This window comes from Lachnospira pectinoschiza, assembly GCF_020564355.1.
Lineage (GTDB): Bacteria > Bacillota > Clostridia > Lachnospirales > Lachnospiraceae > Lachnospira > Lachnospira intestinalis.
This window is the reverse complement of record NZ_JAJCRR010000001.1, coordinates 1-13,581: the sequence shown is the minus strand read 5'-3', so window position 1 is coordinate 13,581 and position 13,581 is coordinate 1. Positions and strand designations below refer to the sequence as shown.

15 protein-coding genes, 14 tRNA genes, 1 rRNA gene and 1 pseudogene are annotated in these 13,581 nt (G+C 40.0%); 2 read left to right on the top strand and 29 right to left on the bottom strand.

Translation table 11 applies throughout. The features are described from left to right. Position 1 precedes the first annotated feature (1 nt). The 6 genes and pseudogenes from LI288_RS00150 to LI288_RS00125 form a co-directional block, all read right to left on the bottom strand. Entirely contained in the window at positions 2–1,225 is a 1,224-nt protein-coding gene (locus tag LI288_RS00150) for a hypothetical protein (RefSeq protein WP_227089048.1), read from the bottom strand. A 285-nt stretch (positions 1,226–1,510) separates the two neighbouring features. Then, complete coding sequence (locus tag LI288_RS00145; protein WP_227089047.1) at positions 1,511–2,113, bottom strand: Type 1 glutamine amidotransferase-like domain-containing protein; 603 nt, start codon at positions 2,111–2,113, stop codon at positions 1,511–1,513. Positions 2,114–2,761: 648 nt separating this feature from the next. Further along, positions 2,762–2,956: pseudogene (locus LI288_RS14555) on the bottom strand (LysR family transcriptional regulator); the annotation flags it as partial. A gap of 78 nt (positions 2,957–3,034) precedes the next feature. Next, the gene (locus LI288_RS00135; protein WP_008116575.1) at positions 3,035–4,249 is read right to left on the bottom strand and encodes an ATP-binding protein; all 1,215 of its coding nucleotides are present in this window, start codon (positions 4,247–4,249) and stop codon (positions 3,035–3,037) included. A 412-nt stretch (positions 4,250–4,661) separates the two neighbouring features. Then, positions 4,662–5,204 (bottom strand): hypothetical protein, encoded by a 543-nt coding sequence (locus LI288_RS00130; RefSeq protein WP_008116573.1) that lies wholly within the window; start codon positions 5,202–5,204, stop codon positions 4,662–4,664. A 47-nt stretch (positions 5,205–5,251) separates the two neighbouring features. After that, entirely contained in the window at positions 5,252–6,007 is a 756-nt protein-coding gene (locus LI288_RS00125; RefSeq protein WP_171029228.1) for a DUF6033 family protein, read from the bottom strand. A gap of 128 nt (positions 6,008–6,135) precedes the next feature. On the opposite strand from LI288_RS00125, the gene LI288_RS00120 reads away from it, so the two are divergent. After that, entirely contained in the window at positions 6,136–6,543 is a 408-nt protein-coding gene (locus LI288_RS00120) for a hypothetical protein (RefSeq protein WP_012740519.1), read from the top strand. Between the two features lie 80 nt (positions 6,544–6,623). Here LI288_RS00120 and LI288_RS14550 read toward each other — a convergent pair whose 3' ends face one another. From LI288_RS14550 to LI288_RS00055, 13 genes are all read right to left on the bottom strand, one after another. After that, a complete protein-coding gene (locus tag LI288_RS14550; protein ID WP_264473874.1) occupies positions 6,624–6,794 on the bottom strand; it encodes a hypothetical protein in 171 nt (56 codons plus the stop codon). Beyond that, positions 6,743–6,973, bottom strand: coding sequence for a hypothetical protein (locus tag LI288_RS00110; RefSeq protein ID WP_227089046.1), 231 nt, complete (start codon positions 6,971–6,973; stop codon positions 6,743–6,745). Before LI288_RS00110 ends, LI288_RS14550 begins: the two co-directional genes overlap by 52 nt. Next, entirely contained in the window at positions 6,970–7,167 is a 198-nt protein-coding gene (locus tag LI288_RS00105; protein WP_227089045.1) for a hypothetical protein, read from the bottom strand. The genes LI288_RS00110 and LI288_RS00105 overlap by 4 nt, the downstream gene beginning before the upstream one ends. Before the next feature lie 420 nt (positions 7,168–7,587). Next, positions 7,588–7,660: transfer RNA gene (locus tag LI288_RS00100), tRNA-Lys, on the bottom strand. A gap of 47 nt (positions 7,661–7,707) precedes the next feature. Then, positions 7,708–7,780, bottom strand: a tRNA-Gln gene (locus LI288_RS00095). 11 nt (positions 7,781–7,791) lie between these two features. Beyond that, a tRNA-His gene (locus LI288_RS00090) sits at positions 7,792–7,865 on the bottom strand. Positions 7,866–7,879: 14 nt separating this feature from the next. After that, positions 7,880–7,953: transfer RNA gene (locus LI288_RS00085), tRNA-Arg, on the bottom strand. A gap of 4 nt (positions 7,954–7,957) precedes the next feature. Then, positions 7,958–8,028, bottom strand: a tRNA-Gly gene (locus LI288_RS00080). 17 nt (positions 8,029–8,045) lie between these two features. Continuing rightward, positions 8,046–8,120 (bottom strand) — tRNA-Pro (locus LI288_RS00075). Between the two features lie 151 nt (positions 8,121–8,271). Further along, positions 8,272–8,754: a metallophosphoesterase family protein gene (locus LI288_RS00070; RefSeq protein WP_022431224.1), complete on the bottom strand. Its 483-nt coding sequence runs from the start codon at positions 8,752–8,754 to the stop codon at positions 8,272–8,274. 21 nt (positions 8,755–8,775) lie between these two features. Further along, positions 8,776–9,372, bottom strand: a complete 597-nt coding sequence (locus tag LI288_RS00065; RefSeq protein WP_022431223.1) for an XTP/dITP diphosphatase — start codon at positions 9,370–9,372, stop codon at positions 8,776–8,778. Positions 9,373–9,401: 29 nt separating this feature from the next. Next, positions 9,402–10,550, bottom strand: coding sequence for a THUMP domain-containing class I SAM-dependent RNA methyltransferase (locus LI288_RS00060; protein WP_227089044.1), 1,149 nt, complete (start codon positions 10,548–10,550; stop codon positions 9,402–9,404). A 169-nt stretch (positions 10,551–10,719) separates the two neighbouring features. Further along, complete coding sequence (locus LI288_RS00055; protein ID WP_022431221.1) at positions 10,720–11,133, bottom strand: rhodanese-like domain-containing protein; 414 nt, start codon at positions 11,131–11,133, stop codon at positions 10,720–10,722. A 309-nt stretch (positions 11,134–11,442) separates the two neighbouring features. On the opposite strand from LI288_RS00055, the gene LI288_RS14270 reads away from it, so the two are divergent. Next, a complete protein-coding gene (locus tag LI288_RS14270) occupies positions 11,443–11,577 on the top strand; it encodes a hypothetical protein (RefSeq protein ID WP_264473872.1) in 135 nt (44 codons plus the stop codon). Positions 11,578–11,800: 223 nt separating this feature from the next. Here the strand turns inward: LI288_RS14270 and lepB are convergent, their stop codons facing one another. From lepB to LI288_RS00005, 10 genes are all read right to left on the bottom strand, one after another. After that, entirely contained in the window at positions 11,801–12,367 is a 567-nt protein-coding gene (gene lepB, locus LI288_RS00050; RefSeq protein ID WP_227089043.1) for a signal peptidase I, read from the bottom strand. A gap of 195 nt (positions 12,368–12,562) precedes the next feature. After that, positions 12,563–12,636, bottom strand: a tRNA-Arg gene (locus tag LI288_RS00045). A 43-nt stretch (positions 12,637–12,679) separates the two neighbouring features. Then, a tRNA-Leu gene (locus LI288_RS00040) sits at positions 12,680–12,766 on the bottom strand. A gap of 7 nt (positions 12,767–12,773) precedes the next feature. Further along, positions 12,774–12,846: transfer RNA gene (locus LI288_RS00035), tRNA-Val, on the bottom strand. A 34-nt stretch (positions 12,847–12,880) separates the two neighbouring features. After that, positions 12,881–12,954: transfer RNA gene (locus LI288_RS00030), tRNA-Asp, on the bottom strand. Positions 12,955–12,974: 20 nt separating this feature from the next. After that, positions 12,975–13,048, bottom strand: a tRNA-Ile gene (locus LI288_RS00025). Positions 13,049–13,053: 5 nt separating this feature from the next. After that, positions 13,054–13,125, bottom strand: a tRNA-Thr gene (locus LI288_RS00020). A 29-nt stretch (positions 13,126–13,154) separates the two neighbouring features. Continuing rightward, positions 13,155–13,226 (bottom strand) — tRNA-Glu (locus tag LI288_RS00015). Positions 13,227–13,257: 31 nt separating this feature from the next. Further along, positions 13,258–13,329, bottom strand: a tRNA-Asn gene (locus LI288_RS00010). 123 nt (positions 13,330–13,452) lie between these two features. Then, positions 13,453–13,581: ribosomal RNA gene (locus LI288_RS00005) — 23S ribosomal RNA — on the bottom strand; the annotation flags it as partial.

Genomic DNA, 13,581 nt, shown 5'->3' with positions numbered 1-13,581 from the left:
TTTACCAGTATCCCAATTCCACGCCCTTCTGGTATACAGCCGCACCCATTGCATAATATCCATATGAATTAAAATGTGTATAATCGTCCTTTAACTGCTCCGGCACCCTGCCGTTTGCCAGGTCGTCCAAATCCTGTTCTGTCGGCTCTAATCCGACCGTTTCAAGTCCATGTTCTATCATAAAGGCTCTCATATTGATAAAGTGTTCGCCAAATGCTTCCCTCAATGCAGTTTCCCACACATTATCCTTTGTTCCGACTTCAATATCACTCTCATACTGTTCGGAATCATATGCCTCTGTCGGATTATCTGTATCACCAATAATAATATAACATTGTGTACCGGACTTTTCAATCATTGCCTGGTACTGTGCAATCAATTCATCATAGCTGTCCCAGCCGCCGTTACTGCCCATCTGAAGTACCAGTATATCGGCATTTACATCATGTGCCGCCTGTGTTGTTACCTGCATGCCCTTTTTTAACTTAACACTGCCTTTTTGTGTGTTTCCGTAAGTTTTAATATAGAGCTTTTCATTTCTTTTTTCCAGCTGGAATAACTGGTCATTAATATACACCAGATTTTCTGTCTGATTATTATCTCCACCATATCCGTTAAAATTGTCCAGCATAACACTGTTACCATCTACGTCTACAATGCTGATTTCCACGCTTTTGCCTGCTTTTACCGTAACATTTTTTGCGACAAACATCGTAAGTCCGCCCTCGCGCGTGGCTATTTCATAAGAAGTTTCGCCTGACACCCCGAGATTGTATACGTCCATTCCTGTGTAATACTGTAATGTGTCCGGATAAGTCCAGCCGGAAATATCCATAATCTGTCCGCCATTTGTAAGCTGTGCTTCATCACTGTATCCATATCCAAATGTAATCGAATCGCCCCAGCACGCAATCTTTTTTTGCTGAAACACGCACGTTCCCAGTGAAACTGTGTGCTGTCCCAGCAGTGTTTCCGGCTGTGCGTACTGTTCCGCCTGCAAATCCGCTTCTGTAGTATCTTCTAAGGTCATGTCAGCATCCGGATTTTCCGGTGTTATATAGCAGACTTGATTTGCTTCATTACTGTTCTGAGTGCTGCCTGCAAGTCCCTGTTCCATTCCTAAAACAGAATGATTAAAAAAATAATTAACACCGGCACCGATGATACCGATTCCCAATCCAATAAACGCAATGCTGCTGATGATTAATTTTATATTCCTTTTCATGACGCATCCCTCCTCCGTTTTGGTGGCTTTATCTTAACAGCCAAATATAAAAATTTATTCAGTATAAATCTTTAGATTTCTTAAGAAGTATTTTTGTTCTTACTTCTTTATACGAAAGAGGATGCGGGGTGTTTCGCTTCTATTAAATAAAATAAGAGCAGGCACTTAAATTTCGTTACTCAAGTACTTGCTCTGTTTCTTTGTATCAAAGTTATTATATATGGTTGTATGTGGGTTGTTTACGGATATTCTGTAAGATGTAATCTATAAACTGGAATTTTCAAATTAGTCTTTGCAAATAACCTTTGAACCTTCACCATCGATTACAATTCCCTGACGGTTGTTAATTGGGCATAGATTCAAATCCGAAAATTCAGTCATTATTTTCTCAGTAACTTTCTTAAATGGTGCTGTAAGATAATGCGGAAGAACATAGAAATCAATCAAATCAAGCCCTGCATCATCTTCTTGTGAGTAGTCCTCCGGCTTTTCATCCATTTGTTCAATATATTGGATAGTTGGAGCGCATATAATCGCACCCGCAGATTCACCGATCATCAGTTTTCCCTTTTCCAATTCATTCTTCAATAGCTCATCCGTTCCCGTTTTACGGAGCTGATCCATAAGGAAGAAAGAATTTCCACCAGTAAAATAGATCACATCCGCATCTTCAAAAACGGACTGTATCGTTGAATAAGCCTCCGTTGAAATATCAATTTCAGTTACGATTGTTCCCAACTTTTTGAATAATTTTCGAGCCGAGCCGACATAACCGGTGTAGCCTTCACGCAACGAAGCTGTTGGAATAAATGCGACTTTCTTATTTTCAATTTCTTCCTTTATCAGACTTCCTACACTTGAAAAGTGCGAACATAAAAATAGTTTCATCAATATTCTCCTTTATAAATTACGATTTGCTTGTTCCATAAAATTCATTTTATTCGCCTTCAAACTTGCTGGCGGCGAACAGCATTTTATGCTGTTTGCAGACGGCAAGTCCACAAGGGATAGCCGCATAAGCGGCGCAAGGGAGTGTAGCTCCCTTGACGGAACGAAGTGACGAAACATTCTCGGTCGGGCAGTTTTCTTCTGCTGACTGGGAATGAAGCTCCGCAGGACGCACATACTCCCGATAGGAGAGTATAGAAGTGCGCCCTTTAGTTCCTAAAGGGATTTTATCAGTGCGACAAACTTGAATTGAGATTTCATATATTCCAAGGGATTTAATAACTGTTATATTTTATTATCAAATATCTCTCAATCCCTTGAAAACACAAAGTTTATCGCAGGTGAGCTTTCCCTTATTGTTTCCCTTGCGTTATATCGTCCCACCAGTGTTTACGAACTCTGATAAGGGCAAAAACAAGGGCAAGAAAATTATATAAAACAGTATAACACAAAATAAAAGTGACATTGTGAACTGATTGAAATGCTTCTATATTTTTATTGGTTTAAAGGAGACACAACATGAATACCATTTACGCAGAATACAACATGTACCACAACAGCATTGACATTTATACAATATTTATTGTGTCAGGCACCATTGTTTTCAAACTGCATAACATCATCCGGCGGATTCAGAGCATACAAAAGTCCATACGGCGAGCTGTATTCCCATTTCACTGGGATACTGACAAGCGCCGGGTGGACATCCTGCCAACATTCCAGTATTAAGAGAACATTCCCGGTTTCTATACAGCGGTTAAATACAGACATATCATAATATTTATTGTGTCAGGCACCATTGTTTTTTCATTCTCGGCATTGGAAGAACTTCTGCATATCTTCTGGTGAAAGAAGAACATTTCAGTTCCATTCCTCTGCCAGCAGGAAGTCACGAATATTGCGGTGTTTGATTCCATCTCGGCTCATATCCAGTTCGTCCATCGTTACAACGTATTTCGGGAAATTGTCACGAACACCGGCAAACGCCCCAAACTCACGCTGGATGGTTTCCTCCGAGGCAAGTAGATAGGAAACCTGAACATACAGCTTTTTCCCATGATCTTCACATACGAAGTCAATCTCCTTGTCAGAGACTTTCCCAACAGTCACAGAATAACCACGGCGCAGCAGCTCCATGTAGACAACATTTTCAAGGACAAGGTTAATGTCCTTCATGTTGCCACCGTACACGGCTTCCCGGACACCATGATCTGCAACATAGTATTTCTCGTTGACGGTCAGGATTTTCTTTCCCTGGAGGTCTTGGCGCTTCACCTGATAAAACAGGAATGCGTCCGTGCAGGCTTTGATGTAGTTCAGTACCGTTTCTGGTGAAACGGAGCGCCCTTCACTTTTCAGATACTTGGAAATGGCTGTGGAAGAAAAGGTAGTGCCGATGTTGGAAGTTATATAAGCAATAATTCTCTCCAGCATATCCACATCACGGATATTGTTTCGCTTGATAATATCTTTCAGCTCTACGGAGTTGAACAAGTCCCGCAAATACTGACGACTGGCGGCATCGTCGTAGCGAAGGTTGCTCAAATAGGGCATTCCTCCCAGCGTCAGATATTTTGTAAAGCATTGTCTTTCGTCTGCACCTTCGTAAACGGTGTGATACAGCTCCATAAACTCTCTGAATGAAAACGGGTAAATCACGAACTCCACATACCGTCCGGCAAGATAAGTGGCAAGCTCACCGGAAAGCAGCTTGGCGTTGGAACCGGTAATGTATATATCACAATCCAGCTCCACCCGGAAAGAGTTGATACATTTTTCCCAATCAGCCACCTCTTGGATTTCGTCGAAGAACAGATAAACCTTGCCGCTGATTTCTTTTGTTCTGCGAAGGATTTCATCATGCAATGCAACAGCCGTACAAAGGTGTGCATTGCTCATGTTCTCAAAATTCAGGGAAATAAACTGTTCTGGTTGGACCCCGTTTTGGGCAAGTTCCTCTTGGATCAGGCTCAGCATGACAGATTTTCCACTACGGCGAATCCCTGTCAGAACCTTTATCAGCTCATTTCCGATAAAAGGACGGATACGGCTCATATAAATTTCTCGTTTAATCATGTAGACCAGCCTCCCTTCTGAAACTGTCTATATGGTACCACGGCTATAACTGATTTTCAATACCGCAAATCCAGTTTTATCAGATATAATTGATAAAATACGAATTTCGACACAATCAGGCAGTTATACCGAGCGAAGTTTGGCTATGCGTTTTTATTGTGTCAGGCACCATTGTTTCATATTGAAATATAGTGTCTCTGTGCATGTTCTATATACCTCTGATTATATAATATTCAATTTATATAATCTCTCAAATGCTTTTTTATCAAAGTCTGCTTCTGTAATATATAGCTTTCTATCGCTATCAATGCCATTCTAACTCAATAGTCATATCAATTATACAATTAAAAGCAAAGATGCTGCTAACTGAATAACAACATCTTTGCTTGTTTAGAATGGGGATTATAAAATTTTAATGATAGTATACTGTGACATAAATATTTTTTAATGTTGCTGCTGCAACAGTTCCCGTTGAATACCTTGTAGATTCAAATTGAACATAATAATTTCCAACAGGGCTTAAATTATAATTGCCAAAATCTGCAAAAGTAAGAGAACTATTCCAACTTTTGCTGTCTGTATATCTGTCAAATGTGCCATCTCCATTATCCTCATCTTTAGCAACAAATAATTCGATGTTTCCACTACTTCCACTACTTTTTGTGGATGTAACCACTATTTTACTGATTGTGGAGCCTGACGGAACAGATGTGCTGCTGATTGTAAAAGAACCAAGAGCGGAAGTTGCCACTGTATCATTTGTTCCAAAAAAGGAATTTAACATTCCAACAGAATGTCGTGATGATCCAGAAGTTAATGCTGTCGGAGTTATTTCAAATGTCATTGTTTTCTCCGTCTCCGAATAATTTTCCTGAGTTTCTGCCGCAAAAGCTGTGACATTCATTGTAAAAAGCATGACAACACATACAATAATAGAAAAAAAACGTTTTCTCATAATGAATCTACCTCCATACTGTATGTAATCATCCCCATCTAAATATACTAAATTGAAAAATCAAATCTTCCACCGATTTTATTATCCTCTGGTTTGATAGAATTCCATTCAATATTTTTAATTTTATCCAAAAGTTCATCTTTTGAATTTGCTTGAACAGTAGCTTTTTTTACTTCAATTTGCTTTAATTGTTCCTTTTTCTTCGCCTCTTTCTTCTCCGCAGCTTTCTTTTCCTGAATTTTTTCAAGATATTCTTTCTGACTAGCTGATGTTTTTTCTAATTGAGCAAAGAATGTTGTAGTTCCATCACTATTAAAAGAAATACCAAACTTTGTTATTTTTGTATCAGTATCTGCACTGTTTTCTATTCCGTTTGTCTTACCAAATGCTCTTTCAAATCCAAACTGAGCATTGATTTCATCCGACATACGCAAAGCACCTTCAATACTATGCATCTTTTCAGCATAATATTTGGGATCGGATGCCATCTTCTCCATTTCTTCCTTTGAGAAAATAACCGTAAACTCTTTATCACTTTGTGCTAAAATATCTTTAGCATTATCACCATTTTCAAAATCTGCAACCATAAAGTCCATATCTGTTCTTGAGCCACGCATATCTTTAAGCATTTTTTGTGCCTCTTTACTTAGATTTTTTTCGGCTATACTTTCTGTCACATTTTTCTTGACCTTATCATTTTCTGTTGTTTTCGCTGTTTCTTTTTTCTTATCTACTGTACCTGCCTTGTAGGTATTCTGATAACTTCCATAAACAGTACCCGTTGTATTCACATTCATTGACATATCCTTTGTCCTCCTTCTCTGAATCCGTTCTTTATTATTTATTGTTTCTAATATTATATATCGGCTTTATTCCGAAAACTATAATCCTCCCTGTTATTTTTATCCCATGATTATTGAAAATCTAAAATTTGAAATTCACTCTTAAATCAGATTATGCATTAAATATTATTGCTATTGACAAACCACCTAAATATGAATTAAAAGATACTTCTTGCTCAACAGAAAAAAGCAGCCTATTGCAAGTTTATTGTGTCAGGCACCAATTGTTCCAATGCAATTTCGGCATTTTTATCGCAAACGAAGCGGCAGAAGAAAACCTGAAAAAGAAACGGGATGGCAGCAACAAGTATCTCTATGAACTTGACTTTTCTTCAGCATTAAAAACAGCCAGAAAGTTCTTCATGCGCAGGGATTCTGGAAGGCACATCGATATTATCCGGCTGATGATGAAATATGTCCACGCAGTGAAAGACAGGTTCCGGCAGTTTCAACGGCCTCTCCGTGGAATCAGCGCAATTCATTTTGGATATCGGTAAGTTCTGCAACTGAATATCCTTCTTTTTGGCAGATGGACAGCATCTGTCTTTTTGGCATACCTGTTTTTGGCTTTTTGAGTTCAAAATATCGGATATTTGACAACAACTGAGCTATCGAACAAAACTTCGAACAACTGACTTAATGGCATTGCCATTGTTTTTCCATTTGTTCCTTTGATGAATCTTCTTTTTATCTTCTTCACCAGTTCCTGAATCTTCTGGAAAGATTCTTCGCTGATTGTATGTTCCATCCGGCATGCATCATGATTTGCAGTTTCTGGAGATACCCTATCAGTTCTAAGAATTCAATTAAACTTCTGGCATCTTTTATACGTGTGGCATGATTTGTTTCATAACCTTCTGACTCAAGTGCATACAGAATCCCCGAAGCAATCATTGTGTCATCTTCCAACAAAAGTATTCTGCTCATGAATTATAGTCCTTCAAAACCTCACCGAGAGATTTCTTGATGCTGGACTTTTCTTTTCTGACATTGCCTGATTTGACATATCTACTCAATGCTCTTATGAGGAAAATTCCCACAGTGATAAATGCCGCTATCACAGCCACCCCGATTAGCAGTACAATACCAAAAACAATAACTCCTAAAAAATCATATTTCACTTAATTACCTCCTTTCGTGACTTCATAATAGCGAAATTTCATGGTTGCTACCACCAACTATCACGATATTTCTTTGGTTGCGAACGGTTGCGGAACTAAAATAACACTTTTTTATGTAAAAGGCATATATGTAAATTAATAAAACGACAAATCGCGATTTGTTTTACCCATTATAACACAAAACTCAACCAAGTTAAAACTCCTATTCTCAATCATCCCTCTCCCTCTGACACCAAGTGCCACAAAAGTGCCCAACTTGCCCACAAACATTCCCAGTGTTTATGCGGGTTTTCAAAATCACAATAATTAATGCATGGAAATAATAAAGAATGAATTTCTTCACAAGACGACCGTTCCCCTCCTAGTCACTAGGCACGAAAAGAAAAAAAGGAATGGCCTTTCCAACCATTCCCATCTTAATGAGCCCACCGGGGTTCGAACCCGGGACACCTGGATTAAAAGTCCAGTGCTCTACCAACTGAGCTATGAGCCCTCATTGAATAAATTGTAAGTCTACTTTGGATTACTTTTGGAATCCAGCTGGGCTAGCTGGATTCGAACCAGCGTGATGCAGGGATCAAAACCCTGTGCCTTACCGCTTGGCGATAGCCCAATAATAGCCAGGGTGGGTACAGGGATTCGAACCCTGGGCCTTCAGAGCCACAATCTGACGCGCTAACCAGCTGCGCTATACCCACCATATAAAAAGAAGTGTGCCCGGGGGGATTCGAACCCTCGACCCACGGCTTAGAAGGCCGTTGCTCTATCCAGCTGAGCTACGAACACACGAAGCGGGTGATGGGAATCGAACCCACGTATCTAGCTTGGAAGGCTAGTGTTCTACCATTGAACTACACCCGCAGATATTCAATTGAAAGTCGGGGTGACAGGATTCGAACCTGCGACCTCTTGATCCCAAATCAAGCGCTCTAGCCAAGCTGAGCCACACCCCGTTGGTGTTTTGTGTTGCCGTTTGTTGTCTGTTCCGCAACGACATGGATTATTATATTATATGATCTGCATAATGTCAACACTTTTTTTGAATTTTTTTCATTTTTTTTCGACACGTAGTTTCAAAGTGCGCAAAGCCGCATAAATACGGCCTTACACTCTTTTTAACTCAAATGTAAATTCCCCGGAATCTGAAATTTCCATTATAATATACGTACATTTTCCATCCTGCTGGCGCGGATAAGAAATGCTTCCCGGATTAATTAATGTAATCTCATCTTCCACCTGAATCACCGGACGGTGGGTATGTCCAAACATCACAATATCCATCCCCCTTGCAATTCCTTCCTGACGGATGGTCTGCAAATCCAGCGATACATAATAATAATGTCCGTGCGTGAGCAGTACATTTTTTCCGGCAATCTGTATTTCCAGTTCGCGCGGTGCCTGCGAATAGTAATCGTTATTGCCGGGCACCATATAGACCGGTCCCGGTATCATCTCATTGACAATATCTTCATCACCTTCCAAATCCCCAAGATGAATCATTGCATCTACGCTGCCCTCTTTTTCCAATGCCTCATAAAGATTGCCAAGGCGCTTATGCGTATCACTTACAATCAGAATTCTCTGCATATCTGACCTCCATATTTCACGCTAATTTAAATATTGTGCAAGCTGTGCCTTCAATTTTTCCAATGCCTCTCCGCGGTGGCTGATTTTGTTCTTCTCCTCCGGCGTCAGTTCTGCCGAAGTCTTTCCGTACTGTGGCAGATACACAATCGGATCATAACCGAAGCCGTTTGCCCCTTTGATTTCATGAGCGATAATCCCTTCCATTGTTCCTCTTGTGGTAAAATGTCTTCCGTCCGGAAATACAGCCGCCATTGCACATACAAAACGAGCCGTTCTGTCTTTGTCTTCTACCCCCGCAAGGCGGTCAATAATCGCCTGATTTTTGATATCATACGATGTATCATGTCCCATGTATCTTGCAGAATATACACCCGGCTCTTTATTCAGATAATCTACTTCCAGTCCCGAATCATCTGCAATCGTAAGTTCCCCTGTCAATTTCATGACCGCTTCCGCTTTAATCAGTGCGTTTTCTTCAAATGTCGTACCATTTTCTTCAATATCAATGTCAATTCCGGCTTCTTTCATGGATACAATCTCAACCTGCATATCTTTGCAGATTTCTTTCACTTCTTTAATTTTCCCCTTATTATTCGATGCAAGAATAATCTTTGTCATTTTAATCTCCATTCCGCAGGCACACTGCATTATACATTCTTTTTCGGCGGCTTCGGGCCTAAAAATGAGTAAAAGTACGTTTTTAACATACCGTTATAAATCTTTCTGTTTTTGTCCGCTTTTCTGCCGAAATATTTTTCAATATCCGTATAGGAAGTAATCACATACGCCGACCATGAATCTAATTTTGCAAACTGCTGTCCCAGCGCCGTATATAATGCTGGAAGCGCTTCTTTTTCCTCTAGACGCTCACCGTATGGCGGATTGGTAATCACAAAGCCGTATTTTTTCGCATGGCTTAACTGGCGTACATCTCGTGCCTGAAAATGAATCAGCTTGTCTACACCCGCATTGGCCGCATTCTGCCTTGCAATTTTAATCACATTTTCATCTAAATCAAAACCCTGAATATCTGTTTCAATATCCATGCAGATATTGTCATTTGCTTCTTCTATCGCCATATACCACTCTTTTTTCGGTATCAGATTTTCCCACTGCTCTGCCGTAAACTCCCGGTTCATGCCCGGTGCAATATTCGCCGCCATCATGGCCGCCTCTATTGGAAATGTACCGCTTCCGCAGAACGGGTCCACAAAAATGCGGTCTTTATGCCACGGTGTCAGCATAATCAGCGCCGCCGCCAGCGTTTCTGAAATCGGTGCTTTGCCTGATGCCGGACGGTATCCGCGCTTATGCAGTGAATCCCCTGTCGTATCCAGACTAATCGTAACAATATCCTTCATAATCGTGACACGCAGAGGATAGGCACTGCCATTCTCCTTAAACCAGCCCGTCTGGTATTTCTTCTTTAACCGCTCTACAATCGCTTTCTTGACAATGGACTGAATATCGGAACTGCTAAACAGCTTACTGTTTACAGAATTTGCTTTCGTAACCCAAAACTTTCCGTCCTCCGGTATAAATTCTTCCCACGGCAGTTCTGCAACATGATCAAAAAGTTCTGTAAATGTCACCGCTTTAAACTGCCCTACCTTTAAAAGAACTCTCTCTGCTGTTCTTAAATTAATATTGGCTCTGCATATGGCTTCTGCATCACCTGTAAAGGTCACTTTACCATTTTCTACTGAAACGATTTCATATCCCAGATCGTAAATTTCTCTCTTTAAAACTGCCTCCAGTCCAAAATGGCACGGTGCAATTAACTCATATGTATTCATACTGTTCCTCATTTCCGATAATCATTTACCTGTTTTCTTCAATATACCATATATTCCGGTGCTTTACAATAATATTACAGCTTTCAGAACCCCTTTCCTTTCTTCTGAAATCTTTGAAAAGCCTCTCCTGAAATTTTTTTAATCTTTATAACAGTCTTTCACAACCCTTTTAAAAATCCTTATAAAAATCTGTATGATAGACAAGATATTTTCCGTGATACTGATGAATCCCGCCGACAACTGTCTTCACCTGAAATCCTCTTGCCGCCAGCTTCGGACAAATCATCATACTTTTGGAACCCCTGTCACAATACACGATAAAAACCGTATTTCTGTCGTAAAATATATTATTTAAAACAATTCCGCCTGCACGACTGCGGTCATTACTGTTGTCATAAAAACCTGCATTCCTGTTGCTGTAATTATTCTGGAGCTGCCGCTCCATTTCCTCGAACGGAATATTGACTGCATCTTTAATGTGCATTTTTTCATATTCCTGTCTGCTTCTTAAATCTATAAAAACGGCTCCTGAATTTTCCACATAGTAATCCAGCCGCCCGGTACTGATATTTTCACATCTCATATTTTCTTAAACCTTTAATCAAGTGCTTACTCTAGTATATTCGATGATGCGTGTCCCGTGCCTGTCTGATGTGAATTTTAAGCCTGCTGACTTTGGTCTTTCCTGTCTGAATTTTCAAAATTGCCTTCTGATTATATTAAGGTGATTATATTTCCGATACAAAATCTGCTATTATATAAATGACAAAAGACCGGCAGATTTGTTTCCGCCGGCCTTTGCATTACTTTTACGAATTATCTGTGGCAGTCTGTTGTATCAGACATGTTGCTTTCATCAGAAGCATTGCTGTAGGAATTCTTTGAAGAATTCTTGTTAGATGCGTTCTTTGAGCTGTTTGATGCATTTGATGCGTTGCTTGAATTTGAAGCATTGCTCATGTTAGATGCGTTACTTGAATTCTTTGAACTGTTTGATGCATTTGATGAATTTGTGCTGTTAGAATAATTCTTAGACATACTGAAATGTCCTCCTTTTATATTAGATTACATTGCATAGTATCTCTTATTTTTTTGAAATTATTCATAAACAGAATGACAACAATATGGTGTTATCATAAAAAAATTCCTGACATTCTTTCAAAAATCACTTAAAACCCAAATGTACCTTTTCAGAATTGTTGGATATAACACTAAAACTAAAATATCGTTTAATATCTTTTACCGCAATATCACTTCAGCACTTGAAATGTAACTTTTCCGCTATAATATTTTACCATCGCCTTGCCTATTATCTGTTCTTTTTTTACATAAGTATTATTCCAATACCGTGCATCATTTGAAATGTTTCTGTTATCCCCCATAACAAAATAAGAATCTGCAGGCACTTCAAATACCATGTTCTGCCCCAAAGCCATCGGCTCTTTTAAGTATGGTTCCTCTAACCGCTCTCCGTTTACATATACAGTATCATTTTTTATTTCAACAATATCTCCCGGTATACCGATAATCCGCTTTACAAATACGTGGCTTTCATCGTCCGGAAATTTAAAAACAATAATATCCTGTCTTTGTGGTTCTTCAAAAAGATACGAGATTCTCAATCCAAAATATCTGTCTCCGGTCATAATCGTATTTTCCATTGAACTTGTCGGCGTTTCTGCATTGACAATTACACATCTTGTAAGCACAAATGCAATGAGAATCGCAGCACTAAAAATTTTAATATAGGAAAACATTTCCATAAATACTGTCTTTGGGCGGCTTTGATTTTTCAATTCTTTAAAAAATTTCCCCATAGCTTTTCCCTCCATTTCCAATTCTATGCTTTACTTGGGGGTAAGTTTTAGAACCACTCTTGAAAAAACACCATTTTTTACCCCCATTCTTAACAAAGAGCCTCTTTTTTACTCTGTTTTTGACAAATATCCCCTTTTTATATAACAAAATATATAACAAAAAAGCCCTACCTAAATTACTTTAGATAGGACTCATGTACGTGACAAGATTCGAACTCGCGACCTTCTGGTCCGTAGCCAGACGCTCTATCCAGCTGAGCTACACGTACGTATGGAATATTCCATAATAATCACAACTGCTGTTGTGATAAATGCCGGCGACCGGGGTCGAACCGGTACGGGAGTATAAGTCCCGCAGGATTTTAAGTCCTGTGCGTCTGCCAATTCCGCCACGCCGGCAAATAAGTGGGACCAATAGGGCTCGAACCTATGACCCTCTGCTTGTAAGGCAGATGCTCTCCCAGCTGAGCTATGATCCCAAAATTCTAATCTACAAATTATTTACAAATAAAACGACCCGGATGGGGTTCGAACCCACGACCTCCGCCGTGACAGGGCGGCGCTCTAACCAGCTGAGCCACCAGGCCATATATATAGTAGATTTTAGTGGACCTTCGGGGACTCGAACCCAGGACCGACCGGTTATGAGCCGGTTGCTCTAACCAACTGAGCTAAAGGTCCAAAGAAGCCGACAGTCGGAGTCGAACCAACAACCTGCTGATTACAAATCAGCTGCTCTGCCATTGAGCCATGTCGGCATATGGTACCTAAATCTAAAATCTACTTATGACTCCAAGGGGATTTGAACCCCTGTTACCGCCGTGAAAGGGCGGTGTCTTAACCGCTTGACCATGGAGCCAGACTTATAAGAATATAAAATTTCTTATAAACTCCCCGAGTAGGGCTCGAACCTACAACAACTCGGTTAACAGCCGAGTGCTCTACCATTGAGCTATCGAGGAATAGGAATTCCATTCCTAGTGAAGGATTGTTCCTTCAAAACTGCACATTAAAATTCTTTTTCATCCGATTATCCTCTGGATAACTCTCGTTCTATCCGTTTCTTTCTGCAAACCTAACCTTCTTCGGTTAAGCCCTCGACCTATTAGTATGAATCAGCTCCACATGTCACCACGCTTCCACCTTTCACCTATCTACCTCGTCGTCTTCAAGGGGTCTTACTAGATTACTCTATGGGATATCTCATCTTGAGG

What these genes read in the sequence shown, in the direction of transcription:
- LI288_RS00150 (WP_227089048.1), bottom strand. Translation starts at nt 1,225, where the DNA reads ATGAAAAGGAATATAAAATTAATCATCAGCAGCATTGCGTTTATTGGA.
- LI288_RS00145 (WP_227089047.1), bottom strand. Translation starts at nt 2,113, where the DNA reads ATGAAACTATTTTTATGTTCGCACTTTTCAAGTGTAGGAAGTCTGATA.
- LI288_RS00135 (WP_008116575.1), bottom strand. Translation starts at nt 4,249, where the DNA reads ATGATTAAACGAGAAATTTATATGAGCCGTATCCGTCCTTTTATCGGA.
- LI288_RS00130 (WP_008116573.1), bottom strand. Translation starts at nt 5,204, where the DNA reads ATGAGAAAACGTTTTTTTTCTATTATTGTATGTGTTGTCATGCTTTTT.
- LI288_RS00125 (WP_171029228.1), bottom strand. Translation starts at nt 6,007, where the DNA reads ATGTCAATGAATGTGAATACAACGGGTACTGTTTATGGAAGTTATCAG.
- LI288_RS14550 (WP_264473874.1), bottom strand. Translation starts at nt 6,794, where the DNA reads ATGGAACATACAATCAGCGAAGAATCTTTCCAGAAGATTCAGGAACTG.
- LI288_RS00110 (WP_227089046.1), bottom strand. Translation starts at nt 6,973, where the DNA reads ATGAGCAGAATACTTTTGTTGGAAGATGACACAATGATTGCTTCGGGG.
- LI288_RS00070 (WP_022431224.1), bottom strand. Translation starts at nt 8,754, where the DNA reads ATGCAGAGAATTCTGATTGTAAGTGATACGCATAAGCGCCTTGGCAAT.
- LI288_RS00065 (WP_022431223.1), bottom strand. Translation starts at nt 9,372, where the DNA reads ATGACAAAGATTATTCTTGCATCGAATAATAAGGGGAAAATTAAAGAA.
- LI288_RS00060 (WP_227089044.1), bottom strand. Translation starts at nt 10,550, where the DNA reads ATGAATACATATGAGTTAATTGCACCGTGCCATTTTGGACTGGAGGCA.
- LI288_RS00055 (WP_022431221.1), bottom strand. Translation starts at nt 11,133, where the DNA reads ATGAGATGTGAAAATATCAGTACCGGGCGGCTGGATTACTATGTGGAA.
- lepB (WP_227089043.1), bottom strand. Translation starts at nt 12,367, where the DNA reads ATGGGGAAATTTTTTAAAGAATTGAAAAATCAAAGCCGCCCAAAGACA.